Origin of the sequence: Maricaulis alexandrii (assembly GCF_005871165.1) — a bacterium.
GTDB classification, from domain to species: domain Bacteria; phylum Pseudomonadota; class Alphaproteobacteria; order Caulobacterales; family Maricaulaceae; genus Maricaulis; species Maricaulis alexandrii.
Window position 1 is genome coordinate 126,311 of record NZ_SWKP01000005.1, and the last position, 17,211, is coordinate 143,521.

Annotated in this window: 20 protein-coding genes; 6 read left to right on the forward strand and 14 right to left on the reverse strand. The window is 65.6% G+C overall.

The window, feature by feature from the left end; all coding sequences use genetic code 11:
• The first annotated feature begins 21 nt into the window (after positions 1–21).
• Complete coding sequence (locus tag FCS99_RS03995) at positions 22–888, forward strand: PfkB family carbohydrate kinase (RefSeq protein WP_171036232.1); 867 nt, start codon at positions 22–24, stop codon at positions 886–888.
• On the opposite strand, the gene FCS99_RS04000 is transcribed toward FCS99_RS03995, so the two are convergent.
• From FCS99_RS04000 to FCS99_RS04030, 7 genes are read right to left on the reverse strand one after another with little or no spacing between them, the layout of a single operon-like run.
• Complete coding sequence (locus tag FCS99_RS04000; RefSeq protein WP_138510786.1) at positions 885–1,574, reverse strand: DJ-1/PfpI family protein; 690 nt, start codon at positions 1,572–1,574, stop codon at positions 885–887. The two genes, FCS99_RS03995 and FCS99_RS04000, sit on opposite strands and share 4 nt — an antisense overlap.
• On the reverse strand, positions 1,571–2,572 hold the full coding sequence (locus FCS99_RS04005; RefSeq protein WP_138510787.1) for a GlxA family transcriptional regulator: 1,002 nt from the start codon (positions 2,570–2,572) through the stop codon (positions 1,571–1,573). The genes FCS99_RS04000 and FCS99_RS04005 overlap by 4 nt, the downstream gene beginning before the upstream one ends.
• 58 nt (positions 2,573–2,630) lie before the next feature.
• A complete protein-coding gene (locus FCS99_RS04010; RefSeq protein WP_138511229.1) occupies positions 2,631–3,011 on the reverse strand; it encodes a VOC family protein in 381 nt (126 codons plus the stop codon).
• Complete coding sequence (locus FCS99_RS04015; protein WP_138510788.1) at positions 3,001–4,050, reverse strand: DUF4340 domain-containing protein; 1,050 nt, start codon at positions 4,048–4,050, stop codon at positions 3,001–3,003. The genes FCS99_RS04010 and FCS99_RS04015 overlap by 11 nt, the downstream gene beginning before the upstream one ends.
• The gene (locus FCS99_RS04020; RefSeq protein ID WP_138510789.1) at positions 4,047–5,888 is read right to left on the reverse strand and encodes a Gldg family protein; all 1,842 of its coding nucleotides are present in this window, start codon (positions 5,886–5,888) and stop codon (positions 4,047–4,049) included. Before FCS99_RS04020 ends, FCS99_RS04015 begins: the two co-directional genes overlap by 4 nt.
• The gene (locus FCS99_RS04025) at positions 5,885–6,625 is read right to left on the reverse strand and encodes an ABC transporter permease (protein WP_138510790.1); all 741 of its coding nucleotides are present in this window, start codon (positions 6,623–6,625) and stop codon (positions 5,885–5,887) included. Before FCS99_RS04025 ends, FCS99_RS04020 begins: the two co-directional genes overlap by 4 nt.
• Positions 6,625–7,362 (reverse strand): ABC transporter ATP-binding protein, encoded by a 738-nt coding sequence (locus FCS99_RS04030; RefSeq protein ID WP_138510791.1) that lies wholly within the window; start codon positions 7,360–7,362, stop codon positions 6,625–6,627. Before FCS99_RS04030 ends, FCS99_RS04025 begins: the two co-directional genes overlap by 1 nt.
• A gap of 303 nt (positions 7,363–7,665) precedes the next feature.
• Between FCS99_RS04030 and FCS99_RS04035 the strand changes: the two genes are divergently transcribed.
• Complete coding sequence (locus FCS99_RS04035; protein ID WP_233352650.1) at positions 7,666–8,001, forward strand: DUF2794 domain-containing protein; 336 nt, start codon at positions 7,666–7,668, stop codon at positions 7,999–8,001.
• Positions 8,002–8,079: 78 nt separating this feature from the next.
• Here the strand turns inward: FCS99_RS04035 and FCS99_RS04040 are convergent, their stop codons facing one another.
• Entirely contained in the window at positions 8,080–8,844 is a 765-nt protein-coding gene (locus FCS99_RS04040) for a Bax inhibitor-1/YccA family protein (protein WP_138510792.1), read from the reverse strand.
• Positions 8,845–9,026: 182 nt separating this feature from the next.
• On the opposite strand from FCS99_RS04040, the gene thpR reads away from it, so the two are divergent.
• The gene (thpR, locus tag FCS99_RS04045; RefSeq protein ID WP_138510793.1) at positions 9,027–9,566 is read left to right on the forward strand and encodes an RNA 2',3'-cyclic phosphodiesterase; all 540 of its coding nucleotides are present in this window, start codon (positions 9,027–9,029) and stop codon (positions 9,564–9,566) included.
• On the opposite strand, the gene FCS99_RS04050 is transcribed toward thpR, so the two are convergent.
• The 4 genes from FCS99_RS04050 to FCS99_RS04065 form a co-directional block, all read right to left on the reverse strand.
• Complete coding sequence (locus FCS99_RS04050; RefSeq protein WP_138510794.1) at positions 9,551–10,015, reverse strand: low molecular weight protein-tyrosine-phosphatase; 465 nt, start codon at positions 10,013–10,015, stop codon at positions 9,551–9,553. The genes thpR and FCS99_RS04050 overlap by 16 nt on opposite strands.
• On the reverse strand, positions 10,015–10,650 hold the full coding sequence (locus FCS99_RS04055) for a hypothetical protein (protein ID WP_138510795.1): 636 nt from the start codon (positions 10,648–10,650) through the stop codon (positions 10,015–10,017). Before FCS99_RS04055 ends, FCS99_RS04050 begins: the two co-directional genes overlap by 1 nt.
• Before the next feature lie 72 nt (positions 10,651–10,722).
• Positions 10,723–11,862, reverse strand: a complete 1,140-nt coding sequence (locus tag FCS99_RS04060; protein ID WP_138510796.1) for a sensor histidine kinase — start codon at positions 11,860–11,862, stop codon at positions 10,723–10,725.
• A 181-nt stretch (positions 11,863–12,043) separates the two neighbouring features.
• Entirely contained in the window at positions 12,044–13,276 is a 1,233-nt protein-coding gene (locus FCS99_RS04065; RefSeq protein WP_138510797.1) for an argininosuccinate synthase, read from the reverse strand.
• Between the two features lie 113 nt (positions 13,277–13,389).
• Between FCS99_RS04065 and glsA the strand changes: the two genes are divergently transcribed.
• Both glsA and pyrF read left to right on the forward strand, forming a co-directional pair.
• Positions 13,390–14,661 carry a glutaminase A gene (gene glsA / locus FCS99_RS04070; protein ID WP_138510798.1) on the forward strand — a complete coding sequence of 424 codons (1,272 nt, stop codon included), beginning with the start codon at positions 13,390–13,392 and terminating at the stop codon, positions 14,659–14,661.
• 52 nt (positions 14,662–14,713) lie between these two features.
• Positions 14,714–15,415 carry an orotidine-5'-phosphate decarboxylase gene (gene pyrF, locus FCS99_RS04075; protein WP_138510799.1) on the forward strand — a complete coding sequence of 234 codons (702 nt, stop codon included), beginning with the start codon at positions 14,714–14,716 and terminating at the stop codon, positions 15,413–15,415.
• On the opposite strand, the gene FCS99_RS04080 is transcribed toward pyrF, so the two are convergent.
• Both FCS99_RS04080 and FCS99_RS04085 read right to left on the reverse strand, forming a co-directional pair.
• The gene (locus FCS99_RS04080; RefSeq protein WP_138510800.1) at positions 15,412–15,936 is read right to left on the reverse strand and encodes a hypothetical protein; all 525 of its coding nucleotides are present in this window, start codon (positions 15,934–15,936) and stop codon (positions 15,412–15,414) included. The two genes, pyrF and FCS99_RS04080, sit on opposite strands and share 4 nt — an antisense overlap.
• Before the next feature lie 65 nt (positions 15,937–16,001).
• On the reverse strand, positions 16,002–16,220 hold the full coding sequence (locus tag FCS99_RS04085; protein ID WP_138510801.1) for a DUF1674 domain-containing protein: 219 nt from the start codon (positions 16,218–16,220) through the stop codon (positions 16,002–16,004).
• Positions 16,221–16,279: 59 nt separating this feature from the next.
• Here FCS99_RS04085 and htpX point away from each other — a divergent pair, with 59 nt between their 5' ends.
• Positions 16,280–17,176, forward strand: a complete 897-nt coding sequence (gene htpX, locus FCS99_RS04090; protein WP_138510802.1) for a zinc metalloprotease HtpX — start codon at positions 16,280–16,282, stop codon at positions 17,174–17,176.
• Positions 17,177–17,211: the final 35 nt, after the last annotated feature.

Sequence of the window (17,211 nt, forward strand, 5' to 3'; positions counted from 1 at the left end):
AGTTGGAAAATCGGATATAGCATGAAACCCATGCCCTTGGCGCTGATCCTTTCCAGTCTTGTCGCGGCCTCCCGTGTCGGCGGGGGTGTCAGTGAGCGCGTGCTCAACGCCGCGAAGATCGACACCATGCTGGTGCCGACCGTCCTGTTCGGCCGCCATCCCGGCTGGGGCGCACCCGGCGGCGGACCGGTGGAGCAGGATCTGTTCCAGGGCGTGCTGTCCGGGATCGCCGATCAGGGCCTGCTCGATATCACGGACATTGTGCTGACCGGCTATTTCGCCGATGTCGGCCAGGTCTTCGACACCGCCGCCGTGATCGATGTCGTGCGCAAGGGCAAGCGGGTCAACAAGGGGGTGAAGGCCTATGCACCGCGCCCCATGGTGGTGGTCGACCCCGTCATGGGCGATGCGCCGGGCGGGCTCTACGTGCCGGCCGCGATTGCCGCGGGCATCAAGGACCAGCTCATTCCACGCGCCGACCTGATCACGCCCAACGCCTTCGAACTGGGCCATATCACCGGCCGCCAGCTGACCGATCTGGCCTCCATGGTCCGGGCCGCACGGTCGATCGACTGCCCCTGCCTGGTCTCCTCCCTGCCCCGGCACGGCCAGATCGGGGTCATGTATGTCGACCATGACGAAGCCTGGATGGTCACCCATGACCGCGTGCCCAAAGCCCCCAACGGAACGGGCGATCTGCTGACCGCGGCCTTCACCTGCGCCATCGCCGACGGAGCCGAGCCGAAACCGGCGCTGGAACAGGCCGTCGCCGCAACCTTGGCCCTCGTCCGCAAGGCGCATGAATGGCAGGGACCGGAACTGCCCATCGTGGCCGCGGCGCAGTGGCTGCGCGAACCCGGTCTCAGCCTGGAAGCCGAAGCGCTCTAGACCGGTTCGGGCAGGTCCAGATCGTCCAGAAGCGTTTCAAACGCCGCCAGGCGCGGGCCAAAACGCTGTTCCACCGCCTCCCGCACGGCCGGGCTCGCCAGATCGGGCGAACCGGACAGGATGGGCGGGTGCGGATCGTATTCCAGACCCAGCTGGACGGCTTCGGCCAGGGTCTCGCCGGCCAGGTCGCGCACGATCGTGAAGGCGAAATCAATCCCTGCCGTGACCCCGCCACCGGTAAAGAGCCGGCCATCGCGCACCACCCGGTCCTTCTCGGGGATCGCACCGAAATGCGCCAGATGTTCGTGATAGCGCCAATGCGTCGTCGCCTTGCGGCCCTGCAACAGGCCGGCCGCCCCCAGGATGAAGGCGCCGGTGCACACCGAGGTGACATACTGCGCCTTCCAGGCCTGCTCACGCAGGAAATCCAGAACCTCCTTGTCCTGCATGGCCGCATCCACCCCGAAACCGCCCGGCACACAGATCAGGTCCAGCTGGGGACAGTCGGCGAATAACGTGTCCGGCAGAATGAAAGGCCCACAATCCGTCTGCACAGGGTCTGTCGTGGCGGCCACCAGATGCACCTTCGCTCCGGGAATGCGGGACAGGACCTGGAGCGGACCGGTGAAATCCAGCTGGGTGATGTTGTCGAACAGCAAGAAGCCGATCTTGAAGGATTTGCTCATGAGACGGTTTCCTCGGTCAGGGGGGAGGCAAAGCGGGCGCGGTAATCGCGCGGGGAGACACCCAGGCGGCGCATGAAACTCCGATCCATGCGCTGATGGTGTCCGAAACCCGACAGGCGGGCGATGGTGTCGATCCGGCGCCGGGTCGAGACCAGAAGCTGGCGGGCCGCATCGATCCGGGCGCGCTCCACCAGAACCGCCGGCGAAAGACCGGCTTCATTGCGGCACAAGCGGCTGAGTGTGCGCGGCGAGACACCGATGGCCTCGCACATCGTATCCACCGTCCAGTCCCGGTCCGGGGCCTCGCGAATGGCCGCGGTCAGGCGGACGAGGCGCGCATCATCCGCCTCCAGCCCGGCAAGGTCGGCGGCGTATTGGACCTGGCCGCCGGAGCGGACCCGCTGAACGACATTCTGGCGCGCCACATCCAGAGCCAGCTGGCGGCCATGATCCGCTTCGATCATGGCGAGGGCGAGATCGATGCCCGCCGTCACGCCGGCCGAGGTCCACACCTTGCCATCGCGGATATGGATGGCATCAGGCTCCACCTTCACACGCGGATGCAGGCGCTGCAGCAGACCGGCCGAGCGCCAGTGCGTGGTCACCCGGCATCCGTCCAGGCGTCCGCCCGCAGCGAGAAAGAAACTGCCCGAACAGACCGAGGCAAGCCGGTCGGCCCGGTCAAAACCGGCCTCGACCAGATCCGCGATATCGCGATCCTTCAGGGCGACCCGCATGCCCTCTTCCTCGCCCCCGGCCATGAGGACGGTCGAACCGGCGCCGACATGCGCAGCGGCGGCCCGGGCATCCAGATCGGCCTGGACCGCCAAACCGGCGGAAGACGGGACCAGTCCCGCCTGCGGGGCCAGGGTCCGGATCGTGTAGAGCGGCGCGCCGCTGAGATGGTTGGCGGCGGCGAACATGGCCATCGGCCCGGTCAGGTCCAGCAATTGGAAGCCGGGAAAGACGACACAAAACAGGGTGTGGGACTGGGTCATGACCGCAGGCTATACGCGGCGAGGCGTGGCCCAAAGGTCAATCAAGGGGCAAATCGGGTCACGCCTCTGGTTTCACGCGCCAAGGCGGATCAATCCGGTTCGCGCCGGCATGGTAGAGCTTGATCCGGTGCCCGTCCGGGTCCAGCAGGACGGCTTCGCGCCACAGCCAGCTCTCATCGCGTGGCGGATACTCAAACCGGAACCCCGCCTCGACCAGAGCGTCATGACGGGCCTCGACATCATCGCTTTCCAGATAGATCACGGCGCCGGGCGTGATCGAGCCCGTTTCGGCATGCAGGGAAAACGTCGTATCGCCCTCCGGAGCCAGGAAGCGGCAATAATGCGGACTGTCGACCAGAAGCCGGAACCCCAGACGCCGGTAGAAATCTTTCGAGCGGGCGATATCGCTGACCGGCAGGGTGATCTGGTTAAGGCGCATCATCCGTCTCCACCGGGCGCGGGTCCGCGATCATGTCGAGCGGGCGGACCAGCCGCTCGAGGGTCAGGTCGGACAGCAGGAAGGCCCAGCCCTCGGCGGCCGCATTGAGCTCTGCAACGGCCTCCGTCGCATCATCACTCAGCGCCGTGGCCTCCAGGCGCGCCCAGCGAGTGTCACCGCGCGCGATCACGGCGACCGACAGGCGGATCCCGCTGAAGGTCTCGGCCACATGCCGGGCCAGGATATCCCCCTCGACCCGGTCGGCAGCCCGAACATCTCGGAAACGCACACGGCTGAGCGCATTGGCCGGACCATTCCCGGCCGCGGCCGTGATCGGCCGCCAGCCCGCCGGTTCACGCAGGGCGAAATTGCGCACGCTCAGACCGGCGCGTTCCAGCAGATAGGCCGGCCCCTCGGCCGGTGTGATCTGCGCCCTGGCGATCATGTTCGTTCCCAGATCCAGGAAGTCCAGCGCCATCCAGTCCGTGGCCTCGGCCAGGGCCGGAAACTCGCGGCCAGGCAGGTCATAGCGGGTGGCATAGGTCCGGTCGCGGCCCGGAAAGCGGATATAGAGCCGGTCATCCTCGGCCTGGCCCAGCAGGAGATCCGCCAGCACGGTTCCCGCCTCATCACGCACCGTGATCCGCGTGCCCGCCTGCTCGCCGCCGGCCGCCAGGCCCAAACGGCCATGCTTGTCAGGATCGGCCGTGCGGGCTCCAATATAGGTCAGACCGGTCAGCAAGCGGTCCAGCGTCGCCAATTGCCCGGTGCGCACGGGGTAATTGTCCCGGCTGGGCATGACCCAGCCGTCCGGACCGCGCTCCAGGACAAATTCGTCCGTGGCACTGTCGATGGTGATACTGCGCGCCGCCTCGACACTTTGCGCCCAGTCCGGGAGGACCGGGCCGGCCACATCCGGCGCCCAGCCACGGCTCGCCTGCATCCAGCCGGCCGCAAGGGCCAGGACGAGCATGATCAGGGCCGCGCCTCCAACCATGCCGAGACGCCGGAGTCTCTGCCGGTCCATGGGCTGGCTCATGCGCGCCTCCGGCGACGGAACAGGCTGCCGGCAATACCGGCCAGGATGATGAGCGCCGGCGGCAGCCCAATGGTCCAGAACTGGAGATTGGCATTCAGCGCGTCGATATCGCGCCGGAAATCCCGTTCGACCGTGCGCAGTTCGGCGCGGCGCTCGGCAATCTGTTCGCGCAGATTGGCAGCCTCGGCGCGGGCATCCGCGCCGCCATTGCCGAGAAGGGCGGAAGTGGAGCCTTGCAGGGTCAGCGCGGTGAGCCGGGTTTCGGCCTCGGCAATCTCGGTTTCCAGGCGCTCCTGGACTTCCACATAGCGGGCTTCTGCCTCCTCGCGCAGCCGGTCGACCCGGCTCATCGGGCGTACGGACGGGGTCCGCGAGCGCAATCCGATCAGGGCGGAATCACCGGCGGCCATATCGATCAGATTCATCACCAGGATGAGATTGTCCGCCACCAGGCTTTCCCCGACCGCCGGGTCATTGCGCACATAGAAACTGTCATCCAGCCAGTCCGCATCGGCCACCACCGTGATGTCGACCGGCTGGCCGGCCTGGTCCACATGGTCGGCGGGCGAGAACAGGATATCGCCCGGCGGGGGTCCGTCGGGGAAGGCGGTTTCGAACACGCCGGAGGCACGCGCGGCCAGGATGAGCGGTTCCGGCGAAACGACATAATTGCGCAGCAGATCGTCCGGACCGGGCGAGCCGGCGGCGATGTCGGCGTCCAGAATGGCGCCGTCCGCACTCGTCGTGACCAGGGGTGTGACGGTGACATGCTCCAGGCCAATCTCTTCCAGCCGGCCCGGCGAGCCGAAATTCACGCCCAAATCCAGCGTCGCCGTGGACACATCCGTACGCGACATCTGCTCCGGCCCGGCGGAGAACCAGAGCGGATAAGCCCGGCGGCGGGCCCGGCCATCGGCTTCGACAATCTCCACCGGCAGGCCCAGCGTGCGGTCCATGGCCACCGTCTGGGGATCAAAGGCCACGCCCCAGCGCGCCAGAAGCGGTCCCAGATCGGAGGCGCGGCGCGCGCGCAGCGGCGGCAGTCCGTCCGGCCCGGGCCGCAGGGCGAGATGGGCCAAGGGATCCAGGAAAGCCAGGATCCGGCCCCGGGTCAGGGCATACTGGTCGATCATGTAAAGCTGCGACCGGTCCAGTTCCGGCGGATGCAGGATGAGCAGGGCTTCCGCATCGGGCAGGCTGTCGAAGTCCGGCTCCACCCAGACCAGGTCATAGGCCCCGGCCAACTCGCGGACGAAACGGTTGGGCGCCCCATTGTCCGGCGTGATCGGCAGGCTGGTCAGCATCGCCAGACGCGGGCGGGACGGACGGTCCAGCTCGGACAGGAGCCGGGTCAGCTCGTATTCCAGACGGGCCTCGGAATCCTCACGGAAAAGCGGGATCACCGCCTGGTCATCGACGGAATTGCGCGCCACCAGTCCGAAATACAGGGTCTCGCCACTCTCTGTCGGCATCGGGGTCAGACCGGCGGCAATGACCGCATCCTCATCCGCCGAGAAGGGTTCCGGATCGATCTCGGTGAGCCGGATCAGCCCGCCCGACCGGTCCGAATAGGCCTGCAGCATCTCGCGGACACGACTGGCATAGGCCCGGATCGCCGGGTATTGCGCCGCTTCCGCGCGGGAATAATAGAAACGCCATTCCACCGGCTCGCTGAGCCGGTCCATCACTGCCACGCTCCCGTCGGACAGGCGGTAGAGCCCGTTCTCGGTCAGATCGACCCGCCAGGCGCGGAAGATCTGTCCGGACAGCTGATTGCCCGCCAGGAAGAGCACGACCAGGCTGAGGATCATTAGGGGCAGATAGAGGCTGCGCTTCATCGTCCGCCTCCGCGCCGCTCGGCGATCAGCACACCGGCGAGAGCCAGGGACACCGTGATCAGGCCGGCAAAATAGATCAGGTCCGGCACGCCGATCACGCCCTGGCGGAAGGCGTTGTAATGATCCAGCGCGCTCAGCCCGGCGACGAATTCGGAGACCAGGGCCGGGGCATTCTCGCCCAGCGCTGCCAGCACGAAGGGCAGACCAGCCATGGTCAGCAGGAAGGCCGCGCCTGCGCCCAGCACGAAGGCGACGACCTGGTTTGCGGTCGTCGCCGACAGGGCCTGGCCGACCGCCAGATAGGCACCGGCCAGCAGGAGCGTGCCCAGATAGCCGGTGGCAATGGCGGCATTGTCCGGCTCACCCAGATAATTCACCGCGATCCACATCGGGAAGGTCAGCAGGATGGCCAGGGCCGCCACACTCCAGGCGGCCAGGAATTTGCCCGCCGCCATCGCCCAGAGCGGGATGGGCAGGGCCATCAGGAATTCCAGCGTGCCGCGATCGCGCTCCTCCGCCCAGGCCCGCATCGCCAGGGCCGGCATCAGCACGACCAGAAGCCAGGGCAGATAGTCGAACAGGGGCGCCAGATCGGCGCGATTGGTGTCGAAAAAGCGCCCGACATGAAAGGCGAAGGCCGGGGCGGCAAAGGCAAACACCGCCAGGAAGACATAGGCGAGCGGGGTCTGGAAATAGGCGGTCAGCTCCCGCCGGTACACAGCCACAAGACCGGACATCAGGACACGGCCTCCATCCGCGCATCATTCCGGGTCAACGCGCGGAACGCCCCTTCGATCCCGTGATCCGGTGCGGTCCTGGCCAATTCGTTCGGCGTGCCATCGAACAGCAGGCCGCCGCGGGCAATGATGATGGCGCGTGAACACACGGCCGGGACTTCTTCCAGGATATGGGTGGAGATGATGATCGCCTTGTCCGGCGCCATCTCGCGGATCAGGGCGCGCACCCCGTCCTTCTGGTTCGGGTCGAGACCATCGGTCGGCTCATCCAGGATCAGCACGGGCGGATCATGGGCGATCGCCGCGGCCAGGGCGGCGCGGCGCTTGTATCCCTTGGACAGGGTGCCGATCGGCTGGTCCGCATAATCCTCCAGCCGCGCCCGTTCCAGCGCCAGCTCGCAGGCCCGTTTCAGGGCGGCACCGGAGAAGCTGCGGGCGCGCAGGCCGAACTCCACGAAACTGCGCGGGGTCATGGACGGATAGGCCGGTGCGCCCTCGGGCAGATAGCCCAGCCGGGCCTGCGCCTCGAGCCGGTCGGCGACGCAATCATGGCCGCCGATCATCGCCTTGCCGCCATCCGGTTCCAGACCGCCGGCGAGCATGCGCATTGTCGTGGTCTTGCCGGCCCCGTTCGGTCCGAGAAAGCCCAGCACCTCGCCCCGCTCCAGGATGAAGCTGACACCATTGACGGCGCGGTGCGGTCCGAAATCCTTGATCAGGCGGTCGGCGACCAGCATGGGCGGGGGGCCTCAAATGAGCGACACGCCTAGCGTTAGCGCGGTGCGCCCGGCTTGACCAGTGCGAAGGCAAGTTAACGTTTTTGCGGAGGTTTGGGGTGTCGACCGGTTCGCAATTCCATGACCCGGGGGGCTGGGGGGGCTGTCTAAATCCAGGATCTGGAACATTGACGCGACCGGCCGACCTGTTGGACGGTGATGGGGCGCTATGGCCGCAACGCGTCAAGAATGTGGCGAAACCGGGGCAGCGCGTGAAATGTTTGTAAGTTGAAAACCCGCATTTCAACTCACAGGAGAAATTGAGTGAAATCAGGACCTCAGCCCGCGAATCCCGCTCCGGCGTCCATCATGTGGACGCGCCAGGAACTGGACGCGATCCTGAGCCTGTACGGTCAATTCGTCGCCCGCGGTGAGTGGAAGGACTATGCCATTGACGGGCTGCGCGACACGGCGGTCTTCTCGATTTTCCGCCGCCACAGCGAAATGCCCATGTTCACGGTGGTGAAAACCCCGGCCGATGCGCACCGCCAGGGCATGTACAAGGTGGTCGCCATGGGCGGCCAGATCCTCAAGCGCGGCCATGACCTCAAACAGGTCCTGCGCATTTTCGACAAGAAGCGCTTCAACGTCATCGACTGACCCGGCCCGGCATCCAGGCAAAAGAAAACCCCCGGAGCCTGGGGCGCCGGGGGTTTCCTGTGTGCGATGTCCGCAATCCTATTCGCGGCTGCCGAGCAGCGACAGGATGATCTGGAACATGTTCACGAAGGCCAGATACAGGTTCAGGGCACCCATATTCGTCAGCACGGCCATCGAGCGATGATCACCGGCGACCTGGTAATAGGTGACTTTCAGCGCCTGCGTCTGCCAGGCCGTCACGCCCGCCATCAGCAGCAGGACCGCAAACTGGAGCAGGAGTTCCAGCATGGAGGACTGGAAGAAGAGGAAGTTCAGGATACCCAGAACGACCGCGCCCAGAACCGCCATGAAGAGGAAGCTCTGCATCGGCATCAGATTGCGCTTCGTCGTGTAGCCGAACACCGACAGGCCCATGAAGGCCGCCGCGGTGATCACGAAAGCCTGGGCAATCGTGCCGAAATCAAGGCTCAGCGAACGGCCGGTCACCGTCTGCACAGCCTCGTTTTGCTGGGCGATGATCACCCACATGGAGAGCGAGGCGCCGATCAGGCCGACAATCGCCCAGTACAACAGGGCCGATCCGACCGGTGACGGATTGCGCATGAAGAACATCGACCCGAAGAGCAGGGCAATCGGGCCCCACTGGACCAGATAGATCAGCGGCGTGCCAAAGACGAGCTGGGTCAGGGGCGGCACGGTGCCGACGGCAAACGCAATGGCCGCCGAAATGAGCAGGCCCAGACCCATCTTGTTGTAGACGCCGAGCATGAAGGAACGCAGGCCGGCATCCACCGACATGTCCATCGCCGGAGCGCCGCCATAGGTGCGGGAGAAATCATTCATCGTTGCGACTCTTTCAGTTCGTGACGCGTCCTTCGGACGCTTTGATCCGTAATATCGTGTCATGATGGCCGATTGGCAAGGCGGGACGCAGTGGGGGTTGCGTCCCCCCTGACGAAAACCTGTCAGGGTTTGCGGACGCCTCCGAACCGGCCTAGGTCTTCTGCCTGGTAAAGGAATTTCCCATGTCACTGCGCCTGTTCGCCGCCATTCCGGTGCCCGAGGAGATCGGGCGGGACTATCTGCGCCTGCAGAAGGGTGTCCCGGGTGCGCGCTGGCGGCCGCTGGAGAACTTTCACATCACGCTGCGCTTCTTCGGTGAAATGGACGAGCGCCAGGCCGAGGATCTCGATGCCGAGCTCGCCCATATTGCCCTGCCCGCCTTCCCGGTCGAGCTGGATGGCGCGGACTGGTTCGGCAAGGCCGACCCCCATGCCCTTTGGATGAGTGTGAAGGCACCGGACACGCTGGCCCGGCTCAACCAGGGCTGCGAGCGGGCCGCCCGCAAGGCGGGCTTGGCCCCTGACACGCGCAAATACACGCCGCACATGACGATCGCCTATCTCAACAAATCCCCGGTCGAGAAGGTCCATCGCTTCGTCCAGCGGGCCGCGGATGTGAAAACGCACCCTTGGCAGGTGACGCATTTCTCGCTCTTCGCCAGTTGGACCCATCGCGGCGAGGCCAATATCTACGAAGCCTTGGCCGACTATCCGCTGGGATGAGCCAGGCGGGCGATCAGCCCGTCCACGCCGGCCTCGATCTGGTCGAGAACCCGTTCGAACCCGTCATCATGGCCATAATACGGGTCCGGCACATCCCGCTCGGCGGGCGCGTCCACCCAATCCATCAGTCGCGAGACCCGACCGCCGCTCCGGCCCGGTGCCAGGCGGCGCAAAAAGCGTTCATGACTGGCATCCATCGCAATGAGATGGTCGAACCGGTCAAAATCCGCCCGGTCCACGGCGCGTGCGCGCAGGGGCGAAAGATCATAGCCGCGTCGCGCCGCGGTCTCGGTGGCCCGCTCGTCGGGGCTTTCCCCTGCATGCCAGTCCCCGGTGCCCGCACTGTCGATCACCCAGTCCAGCCCCAGCGCCGCGATCCGCGCACGGGCGACGCCATCGGCCGTTGGCGAGCGGCAGATATTCCCGGTGCAGACAAACAGGATGCGCATTAATCGGCATCCACCTCGAACGCCCCCGGCAGGACGGTCAGATGCCAGTCCTCGCCGGTGCGGTAGAGCCAGAACACATCGCCATAGGCGGTCTCCGCCAGACGGCCCTCGGCATTGCAGCCCGCCTCGCCCGCCGCTTCGGGACCGGCGAACTCGACCATCCACAAACAGCTCGTATTGGAATGCTCGCCGGTCAGCGTCCAGCGCACCGGTTCCTGCCGTGTCTCGCGGAAGGCGTCCGAGCGCGGCCGCTCGATCATTTCGCCTTCCGTGCAATCAACCGCATACCCGTCCACCGCCTGGTGGGCGACCACCTCGCGGCCGCCGGCTGCGGCGGTCAGGCGGGTCCGGCAGGCAGCGCTGGCATAGGCGCGGTCGACCGAGGGCGCACCGATGAGCTCGGTCAGCCGCACCACCATCGCCTCACCCTGCGCACTCAGGGGGCAGGACATGCCATTGCAGTCGGGGGAAATCTTCCGGGCATGCCGCACCACAAGGACATGCTGGTCTGCGGCTTCCAGCGCCGGCTGGAGGGCCGGGTCGGCCAGCGCCAACAGGGCCGGCCGGTCGAAATCATCATCCGCCAGGGCCGGTCCGGTCCACAGGACCGCTGCCATCATCACGGCTCTCAACATGGCCGTCCTCCAGGATCATTGAACTGTCGGATGAATTCAGCCCCGATTGCGAATCGGCGCAAGCTCGGCCCGTCAGATTTCGACGCCGGCGTCCGGTTCCAACTGGAAGCGCAGGGTCACAATGGCCCGCGTACCCCGGTCCAGCTCGCTTTTGAAGGCCAGGTTTCCGTCCATCAATTCCGCCAGCCGCCAGCAGATGGAGAGGCCGATCCCCGAATGGGCCCCGGTTTGCAAGGCCGGCCCCTGATTGGCCTGTTCCAGATCGGAGGCCGACATGCCGATACCGCTGTCCTCGATGACAAAACGGATCTCCACATGATCGGCATCAATGGGTTGGCTGGAGGCGTGGACACGGATCTCGCCGGACGGGGTGAATTTCACGGCATTGGAGAGAAGATGCGTCAGGATCTGCCGCACCCGGACCGGGTCTCCGATGACGGAGCGTTCGTCCAGGCTCTCACAGTCACAGGTCAGGGCGAGGCCCTTTTCCCGGGCGAGCGGCTCGAACAGGCCGACCGCGGCCCGGCTGACATCGGCCGGATGGAACAGGCTGGAGCGCAGTTCGACGCGATTGGTCTCCAGCAGGGACAGGTCGAACACATCGCTGACCCGCGCAAGCATGGCCTTGGCCGATTGCTCCAACGTGTTGAGCAGTTTGCGCTGATCCTTGTCGAGTCCCGTATTGGACAGAAGGCTCGCCAGACCGATCACGCCGTTCAGCGGTGTGCGCAATTCATGGCTCAGCCCCATCATGAATTCCGACTTGGCCAGGCGGAAATGCCGCTCATGTTCGGCTTCGCTCTTGAGCTCGGCCGCTTCGTTGTCCCGATGGCTGATTTCGTGTTCCAGCGCATCGGCGCTTTCATGGACACGGTTGAGCAGGCGGTTGATCCCCCGGAACAGGAGCACAAGACCCGTCAGAAAAAGGCCTGTGGCGACCAGATTGGTCAGCCATCGCAAGCCGGATTCCACAGCCTCGGATATCTGTTCGGCATCCCCCATGCCGACCAGGAAAGGGCCCCCGATAACGATCAGGAATTGAGCGCCGTAATACACGCCCCAGATGGCCAGCCCCGCCGTCATGAGCGGCAGGGAGGCGGCCGCTTCAGCCGTCCGGATGACGCGCGCATTCCGCCACAGGACCCAGATCGCCAAGGCTGCCGCCGCTGCGAGTCCGAAATCCATCATACTGGTCAGAAGGACCGAGCGCATCTCGTCACCCGCCCGCTATCATCACCAAGGGTTGTGTCAATCTATCCCCCGAACGTCTTTACGCATTGTTAACCGCCCCACCCAGCCAACCCGGGCAGGGTCGCCGGACCGGCTTGGCGTGTAAAGCACGGACAGGGCACAATGAATTTTTCATTCATCGGCCCTGGTCCGGGTGATTCGGTCAATCATTGCGCCCGAGGCGGCGCTTGCGGCGAGCCAGAAGTTGCAGGCGCAAGGCATTGAGACGAATGAAGCCTTCCGCATCTTTCTGGTCGTACACCTCGTCTTCCTCGAAGGTGACGTGGGCTTCCGAGTAAAGCGTGTGGGCCGAGGAACGGCCGACCACATTGGCGGAACCCTTGTAGAGTTTCAGGCGAACATCACCGGTGACATACTCCTGGCTGACATCAATGGCCGCCTGCAGCATTTCACGCTCCGGCGAGAACCAGAAGCCTTCATAGAGAAGCTTGGCATAGCGCGGCATCAGCTCGTCCTTGAGGTGCGCGGCACCCCGGTCCAGCGTCAGCTGCTCGATCCCGCGATGCGCCGCCATCAGGATGAACCCACCCGGGGTTTCATAAATGCCGCGGGATTTCATGCCCACAAAACGGTTCTCGACCAGGTCGAGACGCCCGATCCCATGCTTGCGGCCCAGCTCATTCAGCGCCGTCAGCAAGGTGGCCGGCGACATCGCTTCGCCATTGATCGCGGTGGCATCGCCACGCTCGAAACTGATCGTGACATATTCCGGCGTGTCCGGCGCATCGACCGGATCGACGGTGCGCTGGAAGACGATATCGGAGGCTTCTTCAGCCGGATCTTCCAGCACCTTGCCCTCCGAGGAGGTGTGCCAGAGATTGGCATCCACGGAGAAGGGGGCTTCGCCGCGCTTGTCCTTGGCCACTTCGATACCGTTCTGCTCGGCATAGGCGATCAGCTTGGTGCGCGAATTCAGGTCCCATTCGCGCCAGGGGGCGATCACGCGCAGATCCGGGTCCAGCGCATAGACGCCCAGCTCGAAACGGACCTGGTCATTGCCCTTGCCGGTCGCGCCATGGGCCACGGCATCCGCACCGGTCTCGTGGGCGATCTCGACGAGACGCTTGGAGATCAGCGGACGGGCGATCGAGGTGCCCAGCAGGTAGAGGCCTTCATAAACGGCATTGGCCCGCACCATCGGATAGACGAAATCGCGCACGAATTCCTCGCGCAGATCCTCGATGAAGATGTCCTTCACGCCTGCGGCTTCGGCCTTTTTGCGCGCCGGTTCCAATTCCTCGCCCTGGCCGAGATCGGCCGTAAAGGTCACGACTTCGGCGTCATAATGATCCTGGAGCCATTTCAGGATGACCGAAGTGTCGAGACCGCCGGAATAGGCAAGAACGACCTTTTTGACGGGCTTTTTGGCAGGCATGTGCATGTCCTTTTCGAGTTTCCCTGCGCGTAGCGCCACATTCGTGCGGGTGCAAGGATTTCCTTCGGACCGAAGCGCTGGACAGTCAGCGCGGGCATGCCATTCTCCCGCCCATGTTTCGATCCGGCCTGTCCCGTTTTTCGCGTTTTCGCGGTCGCCGCGCCCGTTTCGAGCACGGTCCCCAGGACGGGGCCGGGCTGGACACGCGGCTGAACGCCCTGTGCGACGAGGCCCGGGCGATGGGCCTGAACACACCTCAGGCCTTGCTGGAATATCTCGACGCGCGCGGCCTCGACACGGCCCTGCCGCGCCTGACGAACTGCCTGACCGCCCTGTCGCGGGCCGAGGGCCCGCTCGCGCCGGACCAGTTCGGTGCGGATCTGCCCCTGGACAGTCTCGACCTGCTGGAAAGAGCCGTCGGCGACAGGCTCGCCATTCCGGACTTCGCTCATTTCTGCCATCGCGTGTCCGGCTTTTTCAGCTATGCCCGGGACAATCGGCGCGGACAGATTGCCGACTACATCCCCGAGCTGGCGCACCAGGATGAGGACGGGTTCGGCCTGGCCCTGTGCTCGATCGATGGCCAGCGCTTCAATCTCGGTGAGGCCCAGACCGGGTTTTGCCTGCAATCCGTGGTGAAACCGCTCAACTATGCGCTCGCGCTCGCCCTCAATGGCGAAAGCCTGGTCCACACCCATGTCGGCCGCGAACCCTCCGGCCGCCGCTTCAATGAGCTGGCCCTGGATCCGGACGGACGGCCCCATAATCCGATGATCAATGCCGGGGCGATCATGTGCGCCGCCCTGATCCGCCCGGCCCAGAGCGTCGAGGCGCGCGCCGAACTGGTCCGCCGCTTCGTCCTGTCGGCAGCCGGCGGGGCCGGCTGTACGCTCGACGAAGCCGTCTACCGGTCCGAACTGGAAACGGCCGCCCGCAATCGCTCCCTCGTCAACATGATGGACGAGCATGACGCCTTTCCGCCGGGCACGGACACCAAGGCCGCGCTCGACCTGTATTTCCGGACCTGTGCCCTGACGCTGGATTGCGATGCCCTGTCCGTGGTCGCGGCCATGCTGGCCAATGGCGGGGTCTGTCCGGTCACCGGCCACCGGGTCATCGACCCGGGCATCGTGCGCCACACCCTCTCCCTCATGCTGACCTGCGGCATGTATGACTATTCCGGCGAGTTCGCCTTCACCGTCGGCCTGCCGGCCAAGTCCGGCGTGTCCGGCGGGCTGATGATCGTCATTCCGGGCGTGGGCGGTTTCGGACTCTGGTCACCGCGCCTGGACCGGCAAGGCAATTCAGTCCGCGGTGTGGAATTCTGCCAGCGCCTGATCGAAGACTATCCCTTCCACATCTTTGCCGGGGTCGCCTCGGAGTGAGGTGACCATGATCCGCTTGATCTTGGCGCGGGGAACGGCCTAAAAGCGCGCCATGTCCAAGACCTCAGACCCCCGCCTCATCGTCGCGCTTGACCTGCCGTCGACCGACGAAGCCTGGACGCTGACCGAAACGGTCGGCGACGCTGTCGACTACTACAAGATCGGGCTCCAGCTCTTTCCGCTCGGCGGAATGGATCTGTGCCGCCGCCTGAAAGCGGCCGGCAAATCGGTCTTCCTGGATTTCAAGCTTCACGACATCCCGGCCACGGTGGAGAAAGCCACGCGCTCGATCACCCAGGGCGGGGCCGACCTCTTGACCGTGCACGCCGAACCGCCGGTCATGCGCGCGGCGGTGGCGGGCTGCGAGGGCTCGGACCTGCAAATCCTCGGCGTCACCGTGCTGACCAGTTATGACGATGCCATGCTGACCGAGATGGGCTATGCCTACGGAGCGCGCGACCTGGTCCTGCGCCGGGTCGAACAGGCGCTGGAATGCGGCGTTCACGGCATTGTTGCCAGCGCCCACGAGGCTGCGGAAATCCGTCAGCGCTTCGGCGATGGCTTCCACATCGTCACGCCGGGCATCCGTCCCGCCGGCGCCGATATCGGCGACCAGAAACGCGTCGCCACACCGGCCAAGGCGCTCAGCGAAGGTGCCAGCCATCTCGTGGTGGGCCGTCCGGTCAATGCCGCCCCTGATCCGGCACAGGCCGCCCGGGACATTGTCGCGGAAATGCAGTCCGTTCCGGCCTAATTATAGGGATAAGCGCGCCGCGGCGTGATCACAGGGGCCGAGATCACAGGGGCCGGGATCACGGGTGCGTCCAGCGACCGGACCTGACGGGTCAGGGTCGTGTTCGCACCGGCAAATCCGGTCTGCACCCGGCCCGAGGCATCGATCAGGATCAGGCCGCGAAAGGCGTAAACCGGCCGGAAAACCGGCTGCTCGACGCCGCCCGTCAACGATCCGGTGAAGAAATCATCCGCCAGCACAACCCGCTCCGGCGTCCCGGTGACCGGACCCGGCGCTGCCATCCGCACCGGCGCTGGCGCAACGGGTTGCGGTTGGCGCGGCGGCGCGCCGGCCAGGCGGAGCTGCGCTGGCTGTGCGGTGTCGGCCGAAAAGCGGCAGGCAGGTCCGGTATAGGTCCCGGCCCGGGCCGCTGCGATATCCTCGGCCGAGCAGACACGGTCCGGCACGGCCTGCCCCAGCGCACTGGCGGGCAGGATGAGCGCGGCCGCGAAAGCCAACAGGATCGGGCGAAAGTGTGCCATAGCGGCACACTAGCGCCTTCCCGGCGGATCACTAAGCCAATGCGCGCCTCAGGCGAAATGGCAGATCAGAAATCGCTGATCATGCCCTTCTTCTCCCAGTCGCCGAAGCGTGTGGGTTCCGGGCCCTTGCGGCCGCCCAGCTCGACGGGGCGGTCCTCTTCCACGGCCTCTGCCCGGCGGGCCTCCGCCTCGGCCAGGGCCCGTTTGGCGGCCTCGCTCAGCGGTTTGCGCTCGGAGGGGACGGCGGACGCCTGCGTCCCGTCTTGTCTGGTCTCGTCAGTCATACCACTTATCTAGTCCGACACGGCCGCCAAGGCCATGCGTGATGGAGTTTGGACAACAGATGACTGCCAATGGTCTGAGAACCTTTATGCTTCTGGCCGGGATGACGGCCTTTTTCATGGGGATCGGCTATCTCCTGGGCGGGCCGGCCGGCGCCATGCTCGCCCTGGTCGTCGCAGCCGGGATGAATTTGTTCGCCTGGTGGAATTCCGCCGACATGGTGCTGCGCATGCATGGCGCGCGTGAGATCACCCCGTCGGAGACGCATCCGGCCCTGCGCCAGTATGCGCTGGATGTGCAGCACCTGGCCCAGCGCGCCGACCTGCCGCCGCCGCGCGTTTTTGTCATCGAGACAGACCAGCCTAATGCCTTCGCGACCGGACGGGATCCGTCGCACGCCGCCGTGGCGGCCACGACCGGCCTGCTCGCCCGCCTCAATCGCGAGGAAGTGCAGGGTGTGATGGCGCACGAGCTGGCGCATGTGAAGAACCGAGACACGCTGACCATGACCGTCACCGCCACCCTGGCCGGTGCGATCGGCATGCTGGCGAATTTCGCGCTCTTTTTCGGCGGCAATAACCGCGCCGGCCTGATCGGCTCCATCGCGTTGGCGATCTTCGCCCCGATGGCCGCCATGCTGGTGCAGAGCGCGATCAGCCGCGCCCGCGAATACGAGGCCGACCGGATCGGTGCCCAGATCATGGGCAAGCCGATGGCCCTGGCCAGCGCGTTGGAGAAGATCGAGCGTTCGGCCCGCCAGACCCTGAACCCGGCCGCCGAGCGCAATCCGGCCACCGCCCACATGTTCATCATCAACCCGCTCAACGGGCGCAATATGGACAATCTCTTCTCCACCCACCCGGACACGGCCAACCGGATCGCGAAACTGCGCGAAATGGCCGGCGCGGCCGCTCCGGTCCAGTCCGGACCCTGGGCGCCCCGGGGGCCGTGGGGTTAGGGCCTACCTGCATGGCGGGTTTGCGGCCAGAAAAC

Bases quoted from the DNA above. Each gene is read 5' to 3' on its own strand.
- FCS99_RS03995 (WP_171036232.1), top strand. From the start codon at position 22: ATGAAACCCATGCCCTTGGCGCTGATCCTTTCCAGTCTTGTCGCGGCC.
- FCS99_RS04000 (WP_138510786.1), bottom strand. From the start codon at position 1,574: ATGAGCAAATCCTTCAAGATCGGCTTCTTGCTGTTCGACAACATCACC.
- FCS99_RS04005 (WP_138510787.1), bottom strand. From the start codon at position 2,572: ATGACCCAGTCCCACACCCTGTTTTGTGTCGTCTTTCCCGGCTTCCAA.
- FCS99_RS04010 (WP_138511229.1), bottom strand. From the start codon at position 3,011: ATGCGCCTTAACCAGATCACCCTGCCGGTCAGCGATATCGCCCGCTCG.
- FCS99_RS04015 (WP_138510788.1), bottom strand. From the start codon at position 4,050: ATGAGCCAGCCCATGGACCGGCAGAGACTCCGGCGTCTCGGCATGGTT.
- FCS99_RS04020 (WP_138510789.1), bottom strand. From the start codon at position 5,888: ATGAAGCGCAGCCTCTATCTGCCCCTAATGATCCTCAGCCTGGTCGTG.
- FCS99_RS04025 (WP_138510790.1), bottom strand. From the start codon at position 6,625: ATGTCCGGTCTTGTGGCTGTGTACCGGCGGGAGCTGACCGCCTATTTC.
- FCS99_RS04030 (WP_138510791.1), bottom strand. From the start codon at position 7,362: ATGCTGGTCGCCGACCGCCTGATCAAGGATTTCGGACCGCACCGCGCC.
- FCS99_RS04040 (WP_138510792.1), bottom strand. From the start codon at position 8,844: ATGAATGATTTCTCCCGCACCTATGGCGGCGCTCCGGCGATGGACATG.
- thpR (WP_138510793.1), top strand. From the start codon at position 9,027: ATGTCACTGCGCCTGTTCGCCGCCATTCCGGTGCCCGAGGAGATCGGG.
- FCS99_RS04050 (WP_138510794.1), bottom strand. From the start codon at position 10,015: ATGCGCATCCTGTTTGTCTGCACCGGGAATATCTGCCGCTCGCCAACG.
- FCS99_RS04055 (WP_138510795.1), bottom strand. From the start codon at position 10,650: ATGTTGAGAGCCGTGATGATGGCAGCGGTCCTGTGGACCGGACCGGCC.
- FCS99_RS04060 (WP_138510796.1), bottom strand. From the start codon at position 11,862: ATGCGCTCGGTCCTTCTGACCAGTATGATGGATTTCGGACTCGCAGCG.
- FCS99_RS04065 (WP_138510797.1), bottom strand. From the start codon at position 13,276: ATGCCTGCCAAAAAGCCCGTCAAAAAGGTCGTTCTTGCCTATTCCGGC.
- glsA (WP_138510798.1), top strand. From the start codon at position 13,390: ATGTTTCGATCCGGCCTGTCCCGTTTTTCGCGTTTTCGCGGTCGCCGC.
- pyrF (WP_138510799.1), top strand. From the start codon at position 14,714: ATGTCCAAGACCTCAGACCCCCGCCTCATCGTCGCGCTTGACCTGCCG.
- FCS99_RS04080 (WP_138510800.1), bottom strand. From the start codon at position 15,936: ATGGCACACTTTCGCCCGATCCTGTTGGCTTTCGCGGCCGCGCTCATC.
- FCS99_RS04085 (WP_138510801.1), bottom strand. From the start codon at position 16,220: ATGACTGACGAGACCAGACAAGACGGGACGCAGGCGTCCGCCGTCCCC.
- htpX (WP_138510802.1), top strand. From the start codon at position 16,280: ATGACTGCCAATGGTCTGAGAACCTTTATGCTTCTGGCCGGGATGACG.